Annotated in this window: 21 protein-coding genes and 1 pseudogene; 12 read left to right on the top strand and 10 right to left on the bottom strand. The window is 41.4% G+C overall.

Going from position 1 to position 20487, the window contains the following annotated elements; all coding sequences use genetic code 11:
- Window positions 1-223: 223 nt before the first annotated feature.
- Window positions 224-1441 (top strand): HhoA/HhoB/HtrA family serine endopeptidase, encoded by a 1218-nt coding sequence (locus tag RMX98_RS13030; RefSeq protein WP_322677188.1) that lies wholly within the window; start codon window positions 224-226, stop codon window positions 1439-1441.
- 157 nt (window positions 1442-1598) lie between these two features.
- Here RMX98_RS13030 and RMX98_RS13025 read toward each other — a convergent pair whose 3' ends face one another.
- The 8 genes and pseudogenes from RMX98_RS13025 to RMX98_RS12990 form a co-directional block, all read right to left on the bottom strand.
- Window positions 1599-1826, bottom strand: a complete 228-nt coding sequence (locus RMX98_RS13025; protein ID WP_322677189.1) for a hypothetical protein — start codon at window positions 1824-1826, stop codon at window positions 1599-1601.
- A gap of 212 nt (window positions 1827-2038) precedes the next feature.
- Window positions 2039-2941, bottom strand: coding sequence for an MBL fold metallo-hydrolase (locus tag RMX98_RS13020; RefSeq protein WP_322677190.1), 903 nt, complete (start codon window positions 2939-2941; stop codon window positions 2039-2041).
- Between the two features lie 12 nt (window positions 2942-2953).
- Window positions 2954-3337 (bottom strand): aspartate 1-decarboxylase, encoded by a 384-nt coding sequence (gene panD / locus RMX98_RS13015; protein ID WP_292767098.1) that lies wholly within the window; start codon window positions 3335-3337, stop codon window positions 2954-2956.
- A 113-nt stretch (window positions 3338-3450) separates the two neighbouring features.
- Window positions 3451-3963 carry an inorganic diphosphatase gene (locus RMX98_RS13010; protein WP_322677191.1) on the bottom strand — a complete coding sequence of 171 codons (513 nt, stop codon included), beginning with the start codon at window positions 3961-3963 and terminating at the stop codon, window positions 3451-3453.
- A 236-nt stretch (window positions 3964-4199) separates the two neighbouring features.
- Window positions 4200-4535, bottom strand: a pseudogene (locus RMX98_RS13005) (FkbM family methyltransferase); the annotation flags it as partial.
- A 735-nt stretch (window positions 4536-5270) separates the two neighbouring features.
- Window positions 5271-5459: a hypothetical protein gene (locus RMX98_RS13000; RefSeq protein ID WP_322677192.1), complete on the bottom strand. Its 189-nt coding sequence runs from the start codon at window positions 5457-5459 to the stop codon at window positions 5271-5273.
- A gap of 1174 nt (window positions 5460-6633) precedes the next feature.
- The gene (locus RMX98_RS12995; RefSeq protein ID WP_322677193.1) at window positions 6634-7605 is read right to left on the bottom strand and encodes a DUF362 domain-containing protein; all 972 of its coding nucleotides are present in this window, start codon (window positions 7603-7605) and stop codon (window positions 6634-6636) included.
- A gap of 104 nt (window positions 7606-7709) precedes the next feature.
- Window positions 7710-9131, bottom strand: coding sequence for an aspartate ammonia-lyase (locus tag RMX98_RS12990; RefSeq protein ID WP_322677194.1), 1422 nt, complete (start codon window positions 9129-9131; stop codon window positions 7710-7712).
- 137 nt (window positions 9132-9268) lie between these two features.
- Between RMX98_RS12990 and pgsA the strand changes: the two genes are divergently transcribed.
- From pgsA to RMX98_RS12975, 3 genes are all read left to right on the top strand, one after another.
- A complete protein-coding gene (gene pgsA, locus RMX98_RS12985; protein WP_322677195.1) occupies window positions 9269-9787 on the top strand; it encodes a CDP-diacylglycerol--glycerol-3-phosphate 3-phosphatidyltransferase in 519 nt (172 codons plus the stop codon).
- An 87-nt stretch (window positions 9788-9874) separates the two neighbouring features.
- Entirely contained in the window at window positions 9875-10105 is a 231-nt protein-coding gene (locus tag RMX98_RS12980) for a type II toxin-antitoxin system HicA family toxin (protein ID WP_322677196.1), read from the top strand.
- Window positions 10102-10329 carry a type II toxin-antitoxin system HicB family antitoxin gene (locus tag RMX98_RS12975; protein ID WP_322677197.1) on the top strand — a complete coding sequence of 76 codons (228 nt, stop codon included), beginning with the start codon at window positions 10102-10104 and terminating at the stop codon, window positions 10327-10329. The genes RMX98_RS12980 and RMX98_RS12975 overlap by 4 nt, the downstream gene beginning before the upstream one ends.
- Here the strand turns inward: RMX98_RS12975 and RMX98_RS12970 are convergent.
- A complete protein-coding gene (locus RMX98_RS12970; RefSeq protein WP_322677198.1) occupies window positions 10326-11204 on the bottom strand; it encodes an SMP-30/gluconolactonase/LRE family protein in 879 nt (292 codons plus the stop codon). The two genes, RMX98_RS12975 and RMX98_RS12970, sit on opposite strands and share 4 nt — an antisense overlap.
- A gap of 229 nt (window positions 11205-11433) precedes the next feature.
- On the opposite strand from RMX98_RS12970, the gene RMX98_RS12965 reads away from it, so the two are divergent.
- Window positions 11434-12159 carry a Uma2 family endonuclease gene (locus RMX98_RS12965; protein ID WP_322677199.1) on the top strand — a complete coding sequence of 242 codons (726 nt, stop codon included), beginning with the start codon at window positions 11434-11436 and terminating at the stop codon, window positions 12157-12159.
- Window positions 12160-12309: 150 nt separating this feature from the next.
- On the opposite strand, the gene RMX98_RS12960 is transcribed toward RMX98_RS12965, so the two are convergent.
- Window positions 12310-13248 carry an NAD-dependent epimerase/dehydratase family protein gene (locus RMX98_RS12960; protein WP_322677200.1) on the bottom strand — a complete coding sequence of 313 codons (939 nt, stop codon included), beginning with the start codon at window positions 13246-13248 and terminating at the stop codon, window positions 12310-12312.
- Between the two features lie 413 nt (window positions 13249-13661).
- Between RMX98_RS12960 and RMX98_RS12955 the strand changes: the two genes are divergently transcribed.
- The 7 genes from RMX98_RS12955 to RMX98_RS12925 all read left to right on the top strand — a co-directional run bounded on the left by RMX98_RS12955 (window position 13662) and on the right by RMX98_RS12925 (window position 20446).
- Complete coding sequence (locus RMX98_RS12955) at window positions 13662-14804, top strand: glycosyltransferase (RefSeq protein ID WP_322677201.1); 1143 nt, start codon at window positions 13662-13664, stop codon at window positions 14802-14804.
- 111 nt (window positions 14805-14915) lie between these two features.
- A complete protein-coding gene (locus RMX98_RS12950; RefSeq protein ID WP_322677272.1) occupies window positions 14916-15671 on the top strand; it encodes a sugar transferase in 756 nt (251 codons plus the stop codon).
- Window positions 15672-16173: 502 nt separating this feature from the next.
- Complete coding sequence (gmd, locus tag RMX98_RS12945; protein WP_322677202.1) at window positions 16174-17253, top strand: GDP-mannose 4,6-dehydratase; 1080 nt, start codon at window positions 16174-16176, stop codon at window positions 17251-17253.
- Between the two features lie 23 nt (window positions 17254-17276).
- Window positions 17277-18221 carry a GDP-L-fucose synthase gene (locus RMX98_RS12940; protein WP_322677203.1) on the top strand — a complete coding sequence of 315 codons (945 nt, stop codon included), beginning with the start codon at window positions 17277-17279 and terminating at the stop codon, window positions 18219-18221.
- Between the two features lie 67 nt (window positions 18222-18288).
- Window positions 18289-18906, top strand: a complete 618-nt coding sequence (locus tag RMX98_RS12935; RefSeq protein WP_322677204.1) for a 5-formyltetrahydrofolate cyclo-ligase — start codon at window positions 18289-18291, stop codon at window positions 18904-18906.
- A complete protein-coding gene (locus RMX98_RS12930) occupies window positions 18903-19913 on the top strand; it encodes a catalase family protein (RefSeq protein ID WP_322677205.1) in 1011 nt (336 codons plus the stop codon). The genes RMX98_RS12935 and RMX98_RS12930 overlap by 4 nt, the downstream gene beginning before the upstream one ends.
- A gap of 254 nt (window positions 19914-20167) precedes the next feature.
- Window positions 20168-20446 carry a hypothetical protein gene (locus tag RMX98_RS12925; RefSeq protein WP_322677206.1) on the top strand — a complete coding sequence of 93 codons (279 nt, stop codon included), beginning with the start codon at window positions 20168-20170 and terminating at the stop codon, window positions 20444-20446.
- Window positions 20447-20487 lie beyond the last annotated feature (41 nt).

The raw sequence follows: 20487 nt of genomic DNA, 5'->3' as shown, positions 1-20487 counted from the left end.
TAATTAGCAATCCAAAAGTTCTATCGATGGGTAAAAACCGAACTTGTAAAGGGTAAATGTCCATAATAGCTTTTGGGTTAAATTTTCTATTAAGTTGATTACAGGTTGTTCGCAAAATGCCCTAACTCCAGTAGTGAAAACAGGCGAAACCTAAAGTAAAAATAACTGTAAATAGATTTGTCACGACTAAGCAACAATTAAGCTTATAAATTAGGTTGTGATTATGCGATTTCCCAAATTACCCCGGTCTTTACGTCAACTCAGTACTCATGTTTTAGCGATCGCGCTAGGAGTTTTGCTAACGGTTAGCACATTGCAGGTATTGCCCTCCCAAGCCGAACCCGCACCCCTAGTAACTGCTGGTGATAATTCACAACTGATTGCCCAACGGCAATCACCAGCCAGTGGTGCGATCGGTAGCAGTAGCTTTGTGACAGCAGCAGTGAATCGTGTTGGTTCAGCAGTTGTCAGAATTGATACTGAGCGGACAATTACTCGTCGCGTCGATCCATTTATGGAAGACCCCTTTTTCCGGCGGTTTTTCGGTGACGGTTTCTCCCAACAGATGCCGCCTTCTGAGCAGTTACGCGGTTTAGGCTCAGGTTTCATTATTGACAAGAGCGGGTTAGTTATGACTAATGCTCATGTGGTCGATAAGGCTGATAAAGTAACAGTCCGACTCAAAGATGGCCGCACCTTTGAAGGGAAAGTTCAAGGTATTGATGAAGTTACAGATTTGGCAGTAGTCAAGATTAACGCTGGTAGCGATTTACCAGTCGCGCCCTTGGGTTCTTCCAGTAATGTACAAGTAGGAGACTGGGCGATCGCAGTTGGTAATCCTTTGGGATTTGATAATACCGTTACCTTGGGAATTGTCAGTACCCTCAAACGTTCTAGCGCCCAAGTTGGTATTAGTGATAAACGTTTGGATTTTATTCAAACAGACGCCGCTATTAACCCTGGTAACTCTGGCGGGCCACTATTGAATGGTCAAGGTGAAGTAATTGGTATTAATACAGCCATTCGCCCTGATGCAATGGGAATTGGGTTTGCGATTCCTATTGATAAAGCTAAAGCGATCGCAGGACAATTGCAACGTGATGGCAAAGTTGCTCACCCCTATCTAGGTGTGCAAATGCTAACTTTGACACCCGATCTCGCCAAGCAAAATAACACCGATCCCAACTCTCCTACTCAGATACCAGAAATTAATGGGGTTTTCGTCATGCGAGTTGTCCCCAATTCTCCAGCTGCATCTGCGGGTATCCGGCGCGGGGATGTAATTCTGCAAGTTGATGGTAAAGCAATTACCAGTGCTGAACAATTACAGAATGTTGTGGAAGACAGCCGCCTTGGTCAAATATTACAGGTGAAAGTGCAACGGGGTAATAAGACAGAGCAGCTTTCAGTCCGCACAGCCGAGTTGCAAAATGCTTCGTAGGGGCAATGTAGCTGATTTAAATTGTGTAGAATAGTAAGGGCACAGTATTGCTGTGCCCCAGGCGCGTGTCGTCTCAAAATGAAATCCACTGGTTCAGCATTTCGTTTCACAAACCTACGAAATGCTCGTTTGAATTTTGGGGTCAAAACCAGCAGTCTCATTCCTCTAGTTCGTTTAAAGACTGGCGTAATGCTGCAATAACATCTTGGGCTGACTGATGCCGAAATTTACCTGTATGGAAATCAGCTAGGGTTTGTTGAGCATCTGTAGCTATTTCTGCACGACGATTTTCATAGTGGCGGTTTTGTAGAATCTTGATCAGCATTTCTTGCTGCTCGGAGGAAAGTTGCAAAGCGTCTTCCAGCACTTGATTGAGAGTACTCATGATCAAATTAGACTATCAACTCTCAGGTTGAAAATGATTACAAAGTTGAGTAAATTATAGCGTTCTACCTCACAATCTACGAGACAATCCGCCTTTACACACCAGATCGCGCCATCTCAACAGAAAAGCGAATTGACAAGTAAGTGCTTGTGGGTAGCTTGCCACCGTAAGCATCGTTCTAGCACTGATTAAAAACTGCCAATCGAGTCAAATCACTTACCAACGGTTAATATTAGACCTTCATGGGCTAATATGGCTTGAGGAAAAGCAGATTTAATATCGACTTGCACCCGATCAAGAAAATCATCATGGTCATCTGGGTGATGATGAGAAATGGCTAGCCGTTGAACGCCAGCACTCAGAGCTGCATTCACCGCAGCTTGCCAGAGTAAATCAGCACAGTCATGGTTGTGAGATGTCGGGGGAGTGTAAGTAGCATTGGCAATCAGCAAGTCAACGCCTTTAATAAACTCTAAAATCCGCTCTCGCTCCACTTGATCGGCATTTTGGTGCAAATCTGTGATGTAGGCAACACTATACTCTTGCCAAGTAACTCGGTAGCCAACTGACCTCTGAGTTTGATTAATTAATGCAGTTGTAATGGTGACATCATCTAACTTCACGTCACTGTCTGGAGTCAGATTATAAAATTGCAATTCCGACTGCATTACCTGTAAAGGGTAAGGAAAGTGTGGCTGGAGCATCTGATCGTACAGACATTGTTTGATTGAGGCTCCATTTGAGGCAGCTGTGCCGTAAATATGGAAGCAATTTTCTCCAATAAATGCAGGAGCAAAAAAGGGAAACCCTTGAATTCGGTTTGATTGGCAATTGGTAAAAAATAAATGGGCTTCTAATGGCTGTTGTAGTTCTTGCCAAGTTTTACCCAGTATCCGTAAGCCAGTACCGCCATCAAAAATCAAGCGTTTCCCAGCTACCTGCATTTCTAAACAAGCGGTATTACCACCATAACGGTTGGTGTCGCTACTTGGGGTGGGAATCAAACCTCTTACACCCCAGAATTGCACGAGAAATTCACCTGCTGGATTACTTGGCAGGGTAGCGGACTTTTCAGGTATGTAGCTTTGGGAACCCGACAACTCAAAATTTGACATTTTTCTTGAAATTTAGACCTTACTGAGCAGGTCATCGTAGCGCCGCACTTCCAACAGCCTGTTTTTTTCGTCCACAATGACTACCGTAGGAGAGTAACTTTTTAACTCTTCTGGAGTGAACTGCCCGTAAGTCATTATAATCAAGCGATCGCCAATAATGCCTAGACGTGCTGCTCCCCCATTTAACTCAATAACTCCTGAATGGGCTGGAGCCGGGATCGCATAGGTAATAAAGCGCTGACCGTTGGCACTATTAACTACTTGCACCTGTTCATAAGGTAAGATACCAGCTTTTTCTAAAAGTATTTCATCAATGCTGATACTACCAACGTAGTTGATATTCGCCCCTGTGAGGGTGCAGTTATGAATTTTTGCCAAAAGGAGAGTACGCTGCATTCTGGTTTCGGGTTGGTGGCAGATTTTAAAATCCGTAACAAGGGAAAGTTATCAAAGTGAGGAGTTAGGAATCAAAATTCATAACTCTTAACCCCTAACTCCTAACTCCTCTATTATCCTCTATAAGCTTTGACGGATTTTTCAACTATTGCTGCAACCTTGTCCACATCTTGCCAACCGAGAATTTCAGTCACCTTTTTTTCCAAATTTTTATAACTACGGAAAAATTCGGCAATTTCCTCTAAGCGGTGTGGTGCTATATCATTCAGGGATTTTACCTGAGTGTAACGCGGGTCTTTGTCAGGAACACAAAGGATTTTTTCATCGCGATCGCCACCGTCAATCATCTCCAAGAAGCCAATCGGTCGCGCGGCAATAATACAGCCGGGGAAGGTCGGCTCGTCAATTAAGACCATACCATCTAGGGGATCGCCATCATCAGCCAAAGTATTGGGTACGAAGCCGTAGTCATAAGGATATTTTACCGAGGAATAAAGTACTCGGTCTAGAGCAAAAGCTTCTAGTTCCTTGTCATATTCGTATTTATTTTTACTTCCGCCAGTAATTTCAATCAGAACGTTGATTAGACCCGGTTTCGGTTGAGCAGGAATACGAGATAAATCCACAAAAAAATCCTCTGATAACAATAAATCATCGGGGCACTCAGTCAGCTTCGCTCCCCGTGTAGAATTTTAGGGCAATATGTGGATCTCTTCTCAAAGTATTCATTTGCTCTCTTAATATTCCCTTTCTAGCTTGCTTTTAGGGCTTGGGGGGTGGGCTTGTTGTATCTCACTTAAGTGAAAACCGCTATGGTTGGCGATCGCCCTATAATCAATTACCTAAAATATTTAACAAACAATTATTCCATTTTGCAATAAATCTCCATATACCTTAAATTGGTATTTTTGAGAAAGTCAATTATTCCTCTATAGTCTAACCAAGTATCGAGTTCAAAATTTTTAGTATCATTCAAAACATAATTAAATAGTGCCTTATTTTCTATTTCAAATAAGTGCAAAACACCATTAATTGTTTCTTCACGGAATTCTGGCAGATTAGCTTCTATACTAATTAATTTTATTGGACGAGACAACCCTTTCAATGCCTCTAATTCATATCCTTCGACATCAATTTTTATGTATTCCGGAGTCCCAAACTGATCAATTAAAGAATCAAGGGTAGTAGTGGGTACTTCATAAGTTTGTAAGCTAGCAGAAAATTGAGTTAAGTTTCTATCCTATAAAGGATTGAGATGGATAATGCCGTACAACATTCTTACGCGGTATTAGCTAGTTATACCTGCAATCATTGCAATACGGTTCCATTAAGCGTCAAACCAGGTGAAGTTAATAAGGACAAATAAATGGTCTTTGACAAACATGAAACCAAGCTTAGTAAACTGCTATGCTTAAGAGGATCTTTTAAAAGAGTCTTTTGCTCTTATAGTTAGTACAGCAAAGCATTTGATACTATTTCTTGATGAAGACGCAGAGAAAGAACTTGGCGCCTGCGACACCTTCCTTTGCTAAGGGACATCCAAGAATTAAATTACTCAATTCCTACATCCAACGTCACTATCCAATTCTTTCTCCCCATGCCTTCCTATTTTTTTAGTTGGAAGTCCCTAAGGAGAGGTTGGCAGGGATCAAAATAATGTGCAGCTTCATAGAGAAATGGTATCAGTACATAGCAAAACCTTGATTTGCAGTCTGCGTTTAACCTAGCGCAGACTGCAAAGTTATGCTTTAGGGACTTTTAAAACATCCTCTTAGTATTCATAAGAAAAATTGTCATTGCTAAGTTTTTCAGCATCGAAGACATTGGTTGCTAAAACAAATCTTCCAGATCGTTTGGTTTTACTTGGCGTTCACACCTACAGTATATGGATTGTAGCTCTCTTCTGCTGGTGAAATATGAATGGGAAGCTTTATCAATCTTGACTTCCTTTGAGGTTTTGAACTAGAGGTTGCTGGTTAATTTGGACATTAGTTGAAGAATAGTGAGCAATGACAAACACGGGTAGAGTGAGAGTCAACAGAGCGATCGCAGTTCCCACGATGTCTGCCAAACGTTGGGAATATGTGTCGGCAGAATTGGCAGACTGGCTATTTGAATTCATACAAAATTGAAGTTATTCGTAACACTGTGTAGGTCTACTCTCTGAGTGAGAGCCTTGATGCTATTTTAGCTATTTTTAAACTGTAAAATGTGTAGCATTCTACAACCTAAATCGGTTATACACCTGTCATAATAGCGTTTTTATACCTAAAATTATTAATACCAAGTTACAAGTCAACAAATCATGTTTTATTTTTTGATTAATATCTTCAGATGTTTCCCTGTATGGTGTAACGGTTCGCATACGCAAAGTTAACTTTAACAGCATCATAAACAACATTTTTTCGCTGCTTAAAGATTAATTAGCAAAATCTATTTGTCCCATACTTCATGATTATAACATCCTGCAACGCCTTTCATAAGGTCATTTTACTGGAATTACTAATTTGTGATACAGGACACAAATTAGCAATTGTACTGATAAAAATACAGTATCTCGATTGTTAGACGGTAGTTATACAGAACAATATTTGACACTAGATCAGAAATAGGTAGGAATGATTTTTGTAACCAATCGTAACTACCGAATAATACAGATACCTCAACTGTGTTATGCAGCATACATTCAGTAAGACCACTAAACAAATATTTCAGAATTTCAATTTTTAAATCTGTGTAATATCACAGTTATTTTGTCAATCTATATATAGGTAGAGTAAAAAATATTTGAGAAGAAGGCGTAGAGGTATAGAGGTGTAGAGGGTTATCGTCAGATTTTGCTTATAATATCTGAACAAAATCCTCAATTCAAATTTCTAGATCCTAAAATCTGTATAAATTTTTGGATTAATCAAAATCTAATAAGAGAAACTGTGTAACAAATTAATCAGCTAAAAAAACCGCCACTAACTATCATAGGGCGGTCTGGTTAAGCAATCGGAGGGTAATTACAGATTACTCTGCTAATAAACGAAATTGCTGTAACGAAGTTTGCATTAAATTGGGCATTGGGCATTTGTACTTAGCGAACGTGAGTGCGTCTTTAAGAGTTGCGGTTGGCGCACTTGTACTGAGCGACTTGTGCCGAGCGTATCGCTAAAGCGAAAGCTCCGCTAACGCGTAGCGTCTCGTAGAGAAGTCCAGGTAAGCCGAAGTAGCCTCTCGAAGAGTTGTATTGGGCATTGGTTATTAATTCTTCTCCCCTTCATCTCTCTCCACTCTCCATTCCCCATTTCCTACTCCCTTCCATAAACACTTATTGGTTCCTTGATAAATCGAGTGTAAAGATGCTTAAACGTAGACTTAATTACGCGGGGCATACCAAAATCGATAGGCATCAAATTGTCTGGTAGTCGCCAATCTTCTATTTTTAATAAGTCAGGATTTAAATGCGGAAACTCTATAGCAGCAAGTTCTGGACAAATTCCTAGTCTTTGAGAAGCTGCAACTGTAGGTACTTGTTCTGGAGGAACATTGAGGATTTCTACCATTGCCCGATCTAAAGCAAATATATCTGATGCAGCTGCTAAAATGCCCAAATGGCGAGGTTCTCCATTACTGGGGCCATTTCCTTCATGACCGATGATTCCATCTAATATGGTTAAGTTAGGATTAATTGCCCTGGCAGTTTCTACTAACATTTCACCAAATCTATTCGCATCTTTTCCAGCTTCCATGTGCCACCAAGCTTTCATTTTGCCGGGGACGCAACCAAACAAGTTTTTTACGCCCAGTGTTAATGTTAACTGGGCATGGGATTTAACTTTCGGTAGATTAATTACTACATCTGCTTCCATCGCTTCTTTTGACAGGCGTAAATGGTTAAAATTATCACTAACGGTTTGGTAACGTTGACCGTGAAAATCGATGATGGGAAGATTGAGTTCTTCTAAAATAGGCAGATAGCCGTTTGCTACTGCTACGCCCTTGGCACTACCAAAAGCCGGACTATCGCCCAAAAATGGCTTACCGCCAACCTCAATTACCATCTGGGCAACTTCGTAAACTAGTTCGGCACGGGTGATACACTCTTTACCAGGACGTGAGCCTGTAAGTAGATTTGGTTTTAGTAAAACGCGATCGCCTTTTTTAACAAACGCTGCCATTCCTCCAAAAGGTTCTAGCAGTGTAACTAAAGATTCTCGTAAAGCCTCTCGTTCATAAGATGTAGCCCGAATGAGACTGACAGATGATTTTTGAGTCTGCATGGTATAGATAGGGGACTGGGGACTAGGGACTGGGGACTAGGAAATAAATATTTAGGAATACTTTCTCAGTACCCAATACCCAATCCCCAGTCCCCAATACCCTATTATTCTGTTTTGAGCGCTAAGATACCACTCATCTGTTCTAGATTTAGCACTGTGGCTAATTCTGCCTCATTCATCAATCCTCGTTCTAAGACAATCTGCCGTAAAGATTTACCAGTTTCTAAAGATTCTTTGGCGACAGCTGCGGCATTTAAATAACCGATGTGGGTATTTAGTGCGGTTACTAAAGCTAAACTGCCTTCGGCATAAGCTAAACAACGTTCCTGATTAGCAATAATTCCATCGATGCAGCGTTCGGTGAGTGCAGCGATAGTATTGCCCAGTATTTCGATACTGTGAATTAAGTTATAGGCAATCAGTGGCATCATCACATTTAATTCTAATTGTCCAGCTTGTGCGGCTAATGCGATCGCACTATCGTAACCCATCACCTGAAAACACACCATTGATGTCATCTCTGCCATCACTGGGTTATATTTTCCTGGCATAATTGAGGAACCGGGTTGCACTGGGGGCAATTGAATTTCTTTTAAGCCTGTTTTTGGCCCCGAATCCATCAGCCGCAAATCGTGAGATATTTTGGCTAAATCTTGCGCTAAGTTGCGTAAAGCACCGGAAACATTTACAAATGGGGCCATACTTTGCATGGCTGCCATGAGATGGGGTGCAGGTTCTAATGGAGTATCAATCAATTCTGAAAGGACTTCTACCACACGGGCGCGATATAGAGGATGAGTATTTAAACCCGTTCCGGCTGCACTACCTCCCAAACCCAGCACCATCAAATCTCCAGAGGCGGTGTAAATCCGGTTTTGGTGTTCTGTAAGAATTTGCGCCCAAGCCCGAAAATTCTCACCCAAACGCACGGGTACTGCGTCTTGTAAGTGGGTTCTGCCAGATTTGACGATATCTTGAAATTCTACAGCTTTATTTTCTAAGGATGCGATCGCACCATCTATTGCTGGGTGTAATGTTTTGGATAATGCCAATAATCCACCAATCCGAATTGCAGTCGGAATCACATCATTGGTAGACTGCCCATAATTAACGTGGTCGTTGGGACTAACACGTTTATAATTGCCCTTTTCTTCACCAAGTATTTCTAAGGCGCGATTTGCCAAAACTTCGTTGATATTCATGTGGTGGGATGTTCCAGCACCCGCCTGATAAACATCGACAACAAATTGCTCTCGGAACTTCCCAGCTAAGATTTCATCAGTTGCTTGCACAATCGCCTGACTAATATCTTGGGGAATGCAATTTAGTTCTCCATTGACAATTGCTGTAGCTTTTTTTATGATTAATCCGGCATCTACGTAGGTAGCTAAAGGCTTAATGCCGCTAATGGGGAAGTTTTCTATGGCTCGTAGCGTTTGTATACCGTAATAAACGCTACTAGCAATTTGGCGATCGCCCATCGAATCGCGTTCGATGCGGAATTGAGAGTCTGTGTGTTCAGTCATAGTATTGTTTTAAGAGAGCTTCAGAAAACAGATTTTCCCACGCAGGCACACTCAGATACACTAATCTGCATATATTTTGCATATTTGCTTGCCAGGTTGTTGCTTTACACTTGTTAATTTTGAATTTTGAATTTTCAATGACGCTACCCAACTGGATTACCTTCTCTCGCCTTCTAGGTGTACCATTTCTGCTTTATGGCTTGTACAACCCCACACCACAAGCTAGGTGGATATGTTTGGCGATTTTTATCATTGCGGCGTTAACTGATTGGTTAGATGGCTATTTAGCGCGAAAACTCAACCAAATTAGTGAGTTGGGTAAATTTCTCGACCCCTTAGTGGATAAATTTCTGGTACTAGCGCCATTGATGGTTTTGATTGAACTAGAAAAAATACCGGCTTGGGGAGTGTTTTTGATTTTAGCGCGGGAATTAGCGATCGCTGGTTGGCGAGTGAATCAAACGACAATTACCGGAGCGAATATTTGGGGTAAACTCAAAACTCTTAGTCAAATAGTTGCGATCGCACTTCTAATTGCACCCTTACCTGAAGTGTGGCAAACTCCCTCTTTGATAGCCTTTTGGGTTTCTGTCACCTTGACTTTAATCTCTGGGGGTATTTATCTTTTGCCGCAAAAAGCTAGCACTGCTGATTAAAAACATCTACTGTATCATCGTTATAAGTCTGAGATTTTCCTAGATAATCATGACAAAATATTTGTAGCTAGTCAGAAATTTCTAACAGTGCCCAAGAAAATCCGGGAACTAAAAGCAATGCTCCTAAAAGCTGGATTCATTTATAGAAGCGGCAAAGGCAGTCATACCGTATGGAGCCATCCTTTGCTACTTTACAGCCTCACTTTGTCTGGCAAAGATGGAGCAGATGCAGATCGTTACCAAGAAAAAGATGTTAAAAATGCGCTCATAGAAATAAAACAACTGGAGGAAGAAGAAGACAAAGGAGAACAAGAATGAAACCACAATATAGTATTGTTATTCAGTGGTCTGATGAAGATAAAAAGTACGTTGTCAGCCTACCTGAGTTTGGCCCCTATGCACATACTCATGGAAATACCTACGCAGATGCTCTAAGTAATGGTGAGCAAGTGCTGGAACTTTTGATTGAAGATTACCAAACCCAAGGAAAACCACTGCCAAAGCCTTTGACTGCAAACGTTTCCTTTCAGTTTAATTCCTAAAAATTATAGCTAGGTAATCCAGTAACATCAGTTTGCAGAGCAAACAAATCACCTGAGTAGAAACTTTTATCAATTTCGGCTTGGCTGAGTCCAACTGAAGCGGTAGTAATGTAGAGTGTTTGCAAATCTTCGCCACCAAAGGTGCAACTTGTTACGAGTGGAACGGGTAGATTAATCCGCAATATCTCTTCACCCTTGGGATTGAAACGAATCACACACCAACCATTCCACATAGCTGACCAAATATTTCCTTGACTATCTATTGTCAACCCATCTGGATAGAAAGATTCATGAGTTAAATCAACAAAAGTTCGGCGGTTGATAATATTGCCTGTTACTGAATTAAAGTCATAAGCATATATTTTTTGGTGAGGAGAGTCAGCCAAATAAAATGTTTTTTGGTCAGGACTCCAACCCAAGCCATTAGAAATAGTCAATCCTGTTTCCATTACATGCAATGAACCATCAGCATCATAACGATAGAGACTAGCCTGAGGTTTTTCTGAAGAAGACATTGAACCGATCCAAAAGCGACCTTGAGGGTCACATTTGCCATCATTGAGACGGTTCTCTGGCTGATTTGCTTCAATCTCCAAAATGGGAGTAACTTCGCCTGTCTGGGTGTTGAGGAATGCCAGGTGATGACGTAGTGCCATAATTAATCTATCTTTACCTGCTGTTGCGATCGCACCTACTACATCTCCCACATCAAAAAACAAGTCTTTCCCTGTAGCAGGATTGAACTGATGTACCCGATGGTTGTAGATATCAACCCAGTAAATTAGGTTTTGGGTAGAATCCCAGATAGGGCCTTCACCCAAGCGGGCACGGGCTTCTAGAACATTCTGGAGTGGATATTGCACAACCTGGCTCATTTTATCAACCAACAACAGCATTTGCAGAAACTAGTTTTAGTAGCTTTGAGGCAATTCTAAAAAAGATTTGCCTTCCTTGATCAAAAAATTGTCATTCCTATTCCAGTAAAAACTAAAGACGCAATTTCTCGCGTCTTTCCCAAGTAGAAGAAAATATTTTTGATTTTGATTCTCGCCAAACCTTTACCGCGATCCGTTAACTTAAAGTTAGTCGGTCAAGATTCTCCTTATGTACCAAACAGACCCGCCTCTATCTCCCAAAGAAGTCCTACCAACCATGTATGATCTTCCCAGTGAATACCCAGAGGACTCTGGTTTGCCTGACGAATTTCACCTTTTTCAGCCCCAACTTCTGCGCGAAACCTTCTGTCCACCTAACTATCCAGCAGAGGAGGTATTTGTTGCCAGTGACTTAAATCTTTACTATGATCTCCGGCATACACTATGGTACAAACGCCCGGACTGGTTTGCTGCTGTGGGAGTTTCACGTCTCTACGAACAGCAAAACTTGCGTCTAAGTTATGTGATCTGGCAAGAAGGGGTCGCTCCTTTTGTAGTGGTAGAATTGCTTTCCCCTGGCACTGAAAAAGAAGACTTAGGACAAACTCTACGGGAGGTTAACCAACCGCCGACTAAATGGGAAGTTTATGAGCGAATTTTGCGAGTTCCTTACTACATTGTTTTTGACCGATACACTGACAAACTCCAAGTATTCCAATTAGTTGCAGATAGTTACAGCGAATTGGACTTGAGTACTCCACGGGTGTGGATGCCAGGTTTGGGACTGGGTTTAGGACTTTGGCAAGGTTCTTACCAAGGAATTGAGCGATTGTGGCTACGTTGGTATGATGCATTCGGGAATTGGCTTCCCACGCCGCTAGAACGAGAAAGTCAACGTGCTAATAGATTAGCAGCACAACTGCGCGAGTTAGGCGTTAACCCTGATGAGTTATGATGCTGCGATCACATCAGCGAAACGGGCGGTTAGAAACCGCGTCTACACGAAACAAAACCCACCTTTGTGGGTTTCAAGCCCTTAATTTGACCTTAGTCCGCGGAGGTGGACTTTGCCTGTATAGCCGCAAATTCTATTCGTCCTGGCTACTCACAACGCTTGTAAAATCTCCTCATCTACAGAGAAATCTACTTCAGCTTTATCTTTTGCATTAGCTAAATAGTCATTTTCCAGAGAATCTTGTAACCCAGAAATCAAATCATATTCAGGATGCCAGTTTAATTCTGTTTGCGCTTTATTCACCGAAGCAAAGAAATGCTGTACCCGCATTGGAAAAGCTTTACGCTTGCCGAAATCAAACTTTTTCGGGTCGTAATGGACAATTTTGATAGCATCGGGTGATTTACCAGCCGCTACAGCACTAGCACGGGCTAAACCATCGAAAGTGACAAAGCGATCGCCTGAGATATTATAAATCTGTCCTATGGCTTGTTTATTGCCCAAAACCTGAGTCATTGCCAGCGCCAAATCTTTTACATGACCTAGCTGGGTGATATGCAAACCATTTCCGGGGATGGGAATGGGGCGATCGCGTACAATTCTGTCAAAAAACCAGCCTTCCAACTCATTATAATTACGAGGGCCGTAAATATAAGTAGGACGAATAGAAGTGAATGGTGATCCCAATTGAGTCAGATAAGCTTCTGTTTCATGTTTACCTTTATGGCGACTTTTGGGATCTACAGCATCACCTTCTACGTGGGGCAATTGGTCAGATTTGAGATACACCCCCGCAGAACTCATATACACAAAATGTTGCACTCGGTTTTGAAAAATCTCGGCTAGTGGTTGAGTATCTGTCAGTTCTCGCCCGTTATTGTCAAAAATAACATCAAAGTCCTCTTGTAATAATTTTTCCTTCAAGTGAGTAGGATTAGTGCGATCGCCTATAATTTGTCCTACTCCCTGTAAAGAAGGTGCTGGTCGATTTCCACGATTGAACAGCACCACCTCGTGTCCTTGTTCCACTAGTAGTTGAGTCAAATACACACCAATGAACCGAGTACCACCCATAATCAGAATTCGCATAAATTCACCTTTCTATATCAGTTGTCTTCAAGGGAGTAGGGAGACAAGGGGTACAAAAAAGACAATGGGAAATTATTGAACAAGTTTCTTTTCTCCCTTGTCTTCTCCCTCTTCCTTGTCTCTTCTCCATACCCAATGACGGCAGTTGACGGCAGTTGCTCCACTTGGGGAGACCCCAAGACTGCACTGCCTCCTCCACTTGGGAAAACCCCTGCGTACCCGTTACTGCCTCCCCAATGCCCCATTCCCCAATCTGAGATTATCAGGTTGCAGCATCCATCTGGAACCTCTGAGGAAAAGATTCCGTCTTATGTGCTAATCTGGGGCGCTTCCCGTTAATTAATCACAAGGGGGAACTTTTCAGTTAACGTCATCAAGTTAGCCTTTGTATTTTCCACTTATTCAAGTTAGCTGTGCCCTTGAAATATGCTCTGGTTCATGAGTGGCTGACACCCAAAGCCACAGGTGGTTCAGAACTCGTTGTCCGAGAAATCTTGAATCACATTGATGCTGATTTGTATGCTCTCATCGATTTTGAATCCAGCAATAGAGAAAGTTATTTATACAAACGTCAAATTGGCAAGACGTTTCTCCAAAACTTTCCCTATGCCCGCAACGGTATACAAAAATACTTACCTTTGTGGCCTTTGGCAATTGAACAACTTGATTTGCGACATTATGATGTAATTCTGTCTTCATCTCACGCTGTTGCCAAAGGAATCCTTACCACTTCCGAACAGATGCATATTTGTTACTGTCACAGCCCTATGCGCTATGCCTGGGACTTGACTTTTGATTATCTGCACCACAGCAAACTGGGTAGTGGTTTACCTGGCTGGGTGACGCGATATTTATTACATCGTTTGCGCCAGTGGGATGTATTGAGTGCCAATCGCGTTGATTACTTCATTGCTAACTCGCAACATACAGCTCGGCGGATTTGGCGTTGCTATCGGCGAGAAGCAACAGTCATTTACCCACCAGTGAATATTGCAGAATTTCCATTTCTGTCTAAGAAAGAAGACTTTTACCTGACAGTTTCCCGGTTAGTGAGTTACAAGCAAATATCGTTGATTGTCAAGGCTTTTAATCAACTAAAACGACCATTAGTAGTCATTGGTACAGGAGATGAAATGAACAAGATTCGCGAGATGGCAAACTCCAACATCCAAATACTGGGATGGCAACCCGATAATGTGGTAAAAAAATATATGTCTAGGGCTAAGGCGTTTGTATATGCAGCTTGTGAAGATTTTGGTATCGCTCTAGTGGAGGCACAGGGCTGCGGCACGCCAGTGATTGCTTACGGTGCAGGAGGCGCTTTAGAAACAGTGCGAGATATCCACTCTGGTGTGGATACAGGGACAGGTATATTTTTCAGGACGCAAACAGAGGCAGCTTTGGTGGAGGCAGTAGAAAAGTTTGAAATGTATGAGGGTTCGTTCAGTTCCGAGTATATGCGATCGCACGCCGAGCAGTTCTCACCCCAAAATTTTGCAGATCGTTATTTAGATTTTGTAAACAAATGCAACGAAAAAAGACCATTTTTACAATGATGGTCTTGATTAATGTCTGATTTTTTTAGGCTTTTGGCAATTTCCCCCAGAAGCACCTCATTTTGGCTTTAATATTGGGACTATGTGTGGTGTGGATTATTAAGGAGTATGATGACTGCCCAGAGCTCACTCCTCTCCGGCAAGCGAGGCGTAAGGCAAGACACTAGAGCGTCTACGCGTTTCTTAAAACGCAATCAAAAAACAAAGACGCCAAAAGTTAAACCCAAAGGTTTATCTTTTCAGGGTTTAAACGGAGAGTTTGCCAAGCGACTGTTCGATATAGTGTTTTCGCTGTCGGTATTAATTTTGTTCTTCCCCGTCTACTTAATTTTGGCCTTGCTGATTGCCTTCAGCTCAGAAGGCCCAATATTTTATATCCAGGAACGGGTAGGGAAAAATTACAAAGCGTTTAATTGTATTAAATTCCGAACAATGGTAAGCAATGCGGACGAAATCCTCATGCAAATGATGGAAACATCACCCGAGTTGCGACAAGAATTTGAGAGCAGTTTTAAGCTAAAACAAGACCCCCGGATTACCAAAATTGGTCGATTTTTGCGAATTACTAGCTTAGACGAATTTCCCCAGTTCTGGAACGTTTTAAAAGGGGATATGAGTGTAGTCGGCCCTCGACCCTTGGTAGCAGAAGAACTGCCAAAATACGGTTATCACATTGATGAGATTTTAACAATCCGTCCAGGAATTACTGGTTTGTGGCAGGTATCCGGGCGTAATGACATTCCTTACCCTCGGCGAGTCCAAATAGACCTGCATTATGTCAAATTTAGGAATTTATGGCTTGATTTATGGATCATCTTGAAAACTGTTGATGTGGTAATTCTACCCAAAAATAACGGGGCATACTGAGTAACTACTTAGGCTGGATTCTGTGGGGCAGTTAATGCCCCTAAGTACCAATTTTTCCCTATGGCTAAACGACTGTTAATCTTTCTTTATATAGTTATCTATAGTTTGTGCCTTTTTACTTAATTCAGACTTTTCTGAATGTGTATCTGTGGTTTGTTTTGTCACGACTCGGATTTTCGCCAGAAATTTAATTTAAAAAGCTTATTTTATTAAGTCTTCATAAAACTAGATATATATAAAGTTTTGACAAAAAAACAACATATATAAAAATAATCTTGATTTATCTGGTAAAAGAAAAAATATACATAATTAAACAATCTTGATCTATCTCAGGTTGGCCTTACGTGTGAAATTGCTTTTTATTAAGTATATTTATTTACGAAAAAAGTCTTTTAACAACAAGAACTCGTAGGTTTCCCATTAGGCAATTGAGCAATTAGTTGCTAGGTTGTATCAGATTGGCTGTAACTTTTTAATCAAGGACAATAAGGGATAATTGAGCATGACGCAACAGAAGCGAGCGTTGATTACTGGTATCACTGGACAAGATGGTTCATATCTATGTGAGTTTTTGTTGGAACAAGGTTATGAGGTTCATGGCATCATTCGCCGGACTTCTACCTTTAACACAGACCGCATCGATCATATTTACGAAGACCCCCACAAAGAGGGAGTGCGGTTATTTCTTCACTACGGTGATTTGACAGATGGTACGACGTTGCGGCGTATTTTAGAAGAAGTAAAGCCAGTAGAGATTTACAACCTCGGCGCTCAATCCCATGTCAGAGTTAGCTTTGATTCACCAGAATATACGGTGGATGCTGTAGGAATGGGAACATTGCGTCTGTTGGAAGCAATTCGAGACTACCAGCATCGTACCGGAATTCAGGTGCGATTTTACCAGGCGGGTTCTTCAGAAATGTACGGTTTAGTACAAGCAATACCTCAAACTGAGACAACGCCCTTTTATCCCCGCAGTCCTTATGCCTGTGCGAAAGTTTACGCCCACTGGCAAACTGTAAATTATCGTGAGTCTTATGATTTGTTTGCTTGTAACGGCATACTTTTTAACCACGAGTCACCACGACGGGGTGAAACCTTTGTAACTCGCAAAATTACTAGAGCCGTGGCTGGTATCGTTGCTGGTAAGCAGAAAAAACTTTACATGGGTAATCTAGACGCCAAGCGAGATTGGGGTTATGCGAAGGATTACGTCAAAGCAATGTGGTTGATGTTGCAGAAAGACCAGGCAGACGATTACGTAATTGCTACTGGTGAAACCCACTCGGTACGCGAGTTTTTGGAACTGGCATTTAGTTATGTGAATCTCAATTGGCAAGATTATGTAGAGTTTGATGAGCGTTACCTCCGTCCATCTGAGGTAGAGTTATTGATTGGCGATTCTACCAAAGCACGGCAGAAGTTGGGCTGGGCACCATCAATAACCTTTGAAGAATTAGTTTCCTTAATGGTGGAAGCAGATTTACAAGCATTGGGTCACACTTCACCCAATGGAAATGCTTCGCAATTTCCAGATGATATTGCGACTATTCGTCAAAAACTGGGCGCTTTGCACTTCTGATTTGCATCACAGAGGATAAAAATATGACTGCCTTAGAACTAAAAAATCAACGCATTCTCGTCACTGGTGGGTCGGGGTTTCTAGGTCGTCAGGTGATCGATCAACTGTGTAAAGCAGGAGCCGATCGTGAGAAGATTACAATACCGCGATCGCACGATTCCGATTTACGTGTCTGGGAAAATAGCCAACGTGCAGTTGACCAGCAAGACATAATCATCCATCTAGCAGCTCATGTGGGTGGTATCGGTTTAAACCGTGAAAAACCCGCAGAGTTGTTCTACGATAATTTGATTATGGGAACCCAGCTCATTCATGCTGCCTATCAAGCTGGAGTACAAAAATTCGTTTGTGTTGGCACAATCTGCGCCTATCCTAAATTCACTCCAGTGCCATTCAAAGAAGATGATCTTTGGAATGGCTACCCAGAGGAAACCAACGCTCCCTACGGAATTGCAAAAAAAGCACTTTTAGTTCAATTGCAATCTTACCGTCAGCAGTACGGTTTTAATGGGATTTATTTACTGCCAGTGAATTTATATGGCCCAGAAGATAACTTTGACCCTGGAAGTTCCCACGTCATTCCAGCATTAGTTCGCAAAGTTCACGAAGCCCAAATTAAAGCAGAAAAGCAACTTGCAGTTTGGGGTGATGGCAGTCCCACCCGTGAGTTTCTGTATTCAGAAGATGCAGCGCGGGGGATTGTGATGGGGACTCAATTCTATAACGAATCGGAACCAGTTAACTTGGGAACCGGTTATGAAATCTCCATTCTTGATTTAGTAACTCTAATCTGCGAATTGATGGAGTTTAAGGGGGAAATTGTGTGGCAAACTGATAAGCCTAATGGTCAACCCCGCCGATGTTTAGATACTGAACGTGCAAAGCAAGCTTTTAATTTCACGGCTCAGGTGAGCTTTGAAGAAGGGCTAAAGAATACTATTGAGTGGTATCGTCAACACGCTGCATAACTATGTACTGGTGAATGTAGAGTGATACAAGCTGGGTGATACCCAGCTTATTTTTTTGACTATTTTTATGAACAAAGTTAATTATCAATTAAATAAAGTAGAACTGCGCCGCACTCTACTTAAAAAACGTCAATCAATGTCTGTTGGAGAATGGAGAGAAAAAAGCGATCGCTTATGCTTTCATTTACAAAACTCTACTTTATTCACCCAAGCAAAAACAATACTCGCTTATTTCAGCTTTCGCCAAGAACCTGACCTTAGCCCCCTATTTGCCAACACTAAATACCGTTGGGGATTTCCTCGCTGCGTTGATAAATCCTTATCTTGGCATATTTGGACACCTAACGATTCTATCCAAAGCGGTGCTTATGGCATTATTGAACCACACCCTGACGCTCCCCTATTAGATGCTGCGGAAGTAGATTTGATTCTCGTCCCCAATGTAGCTTGCGACTATCAAGGATATCGTTTGGGTTATGGTGGCGGATATTACGATCGCTTGCTCAGTTTACCGCAATGGCAGACAAAGCCGACTATCGGAATTGTTTTTGATTTTGCCTATTTGTCTCATATACCTATTGAACCTTGGGATAAACCACTACAAGTTATTTGTACGGAAACCGGATTGACTCAAAAAGGTTCCAGGATTCAGGATAATGAGGACACATTATCAAATGTTTTATGACTAATCCAACGTCATCTACCACTGAGCAGGAAGCAATAATCGACGAGATTATAGCAAGTAGTCTCCAAGCTCAACAAAAAACAGGCCCAGACCTCCGCCAAATTCATAGCAAAAGTCATGGACTCCTTTGGGGAGAGTTCATTATTGAACCCAATCTTCCTGAAGACCTGAAAGTAGGTTTGTTCAAAACGCCTCAAACCTATCCTGCATGGATTCGGTTCTCTAGTGGTGGTTCGCCTGAAAAACGTGGGAAATTCCACTCTGACAGCCAGCCTGATGTTCGCGGTATCGCCATCAAGGTGATGAATGTGGACGGGCAAAAAGTCTTGGATGATGAAGAAAAAACCCAAGATTTTATACTCAACAATTATCCTATTTTCTTGACTAAAGATGTTCGTGATTACGCCGATCTTTCCCAAGCAGGTAGTGGAAAACTTTCCCCAGAACGGCTGGAAGAACTTGGTTACGCCTTTGCTATCTTGCAAAAAATTGGTAGCAAAAAGTTAGGAAATCCACTTTTGATTCAATATTGGAGTATGGCTCCGTTTAAATTTGGTGAGCGGATTGTAAAATTATCTGTAAAATCTCAACAGCTTGAGCAACCACCAGAAACACTTCCAGAATCAGAAAATTACCTTCGAGAAACGCTGGTCAAATATTTGACTGAAGAAGGTCGAGAAGCATCTTTTGACTTCCTAATTCAGTTTTATGTAAATGACGACAAAACACCGATTGAAGACCACGTTCGGGAATGGCAAGAAGCAGATTCACCGTTTATTAAAGTTGCAACTGTCCGTATTCCCAGTCAGAAATTTGACTTTGAAGAACGCAAACGTTTAGATGAGGGTATATTGTTTTCCCCTTGGCATACGCTCCTAGACCATGAGCCTGTTGGAAGTGTAAATCTCTCTCGCAAGAGGCTTTACAGCGAACTTGCAAAGTATCGAAGAGAACAAATTGCCCAACGATCGCGGGAACCACAACCTTATGTAGCGATTGAAGATTAACTACTGTGAATTTGCTTCAAACTCTAAGATAAACTTTTGAAAGCTGTGTGTACAACATCAGACTTTCTACCAATTAAATCTAATTAGTAAAAATTGAAAACCAAGATTACCGACTTTTTTTAAAAGTCGGTAATCTTGGTTTAGCAAATAATTGTATAACTGCTGTAGATGATTTTTATGAAACTAATGGCTCAAGAATCTGATAAATATTTAATTTCTGCAATATAATGCCTTTTATAAATTGGGGAAAAACTATGAATAAAGATAATGAATTAACTGAAAAGTTGAACAAAATGTTGACTGAATCCGCAGATAAAGAATCTGTTATTAAGTTTTTAAGATTGAGTAATTATTCAAAAGTCGAATCAATTATAATTTTAAAAAATGCTTTGGGTATTTGTCTTCTCGAAGCACAAGATATCATTCACAACAGTCAAACATGGAGTGATGTAAAAGAATATGACGCAAAACTAATCAACGACTTCTTTGATTTTCTGGAAGGATTAGGTAGTTCAGAAAGTGAAGAAATTTAATTGTATTAATATGTGAATAAATTCCATAACATAAGTATGTG

Origin of the sequence: Nostoc sp. DedQUE02, assembly GCF_034531035.1 — a bacterium.
Classification (GTDB): Bacteria; Cyanobacteriota; Cyanobacteriia; order Cyanobacteriales; family Nostocaceae; genus Nostoc.
Note: the sequence above shows the minus strand (reverse complement) of the source record. Positions and strands in the feature narration are given on the sequence as shown.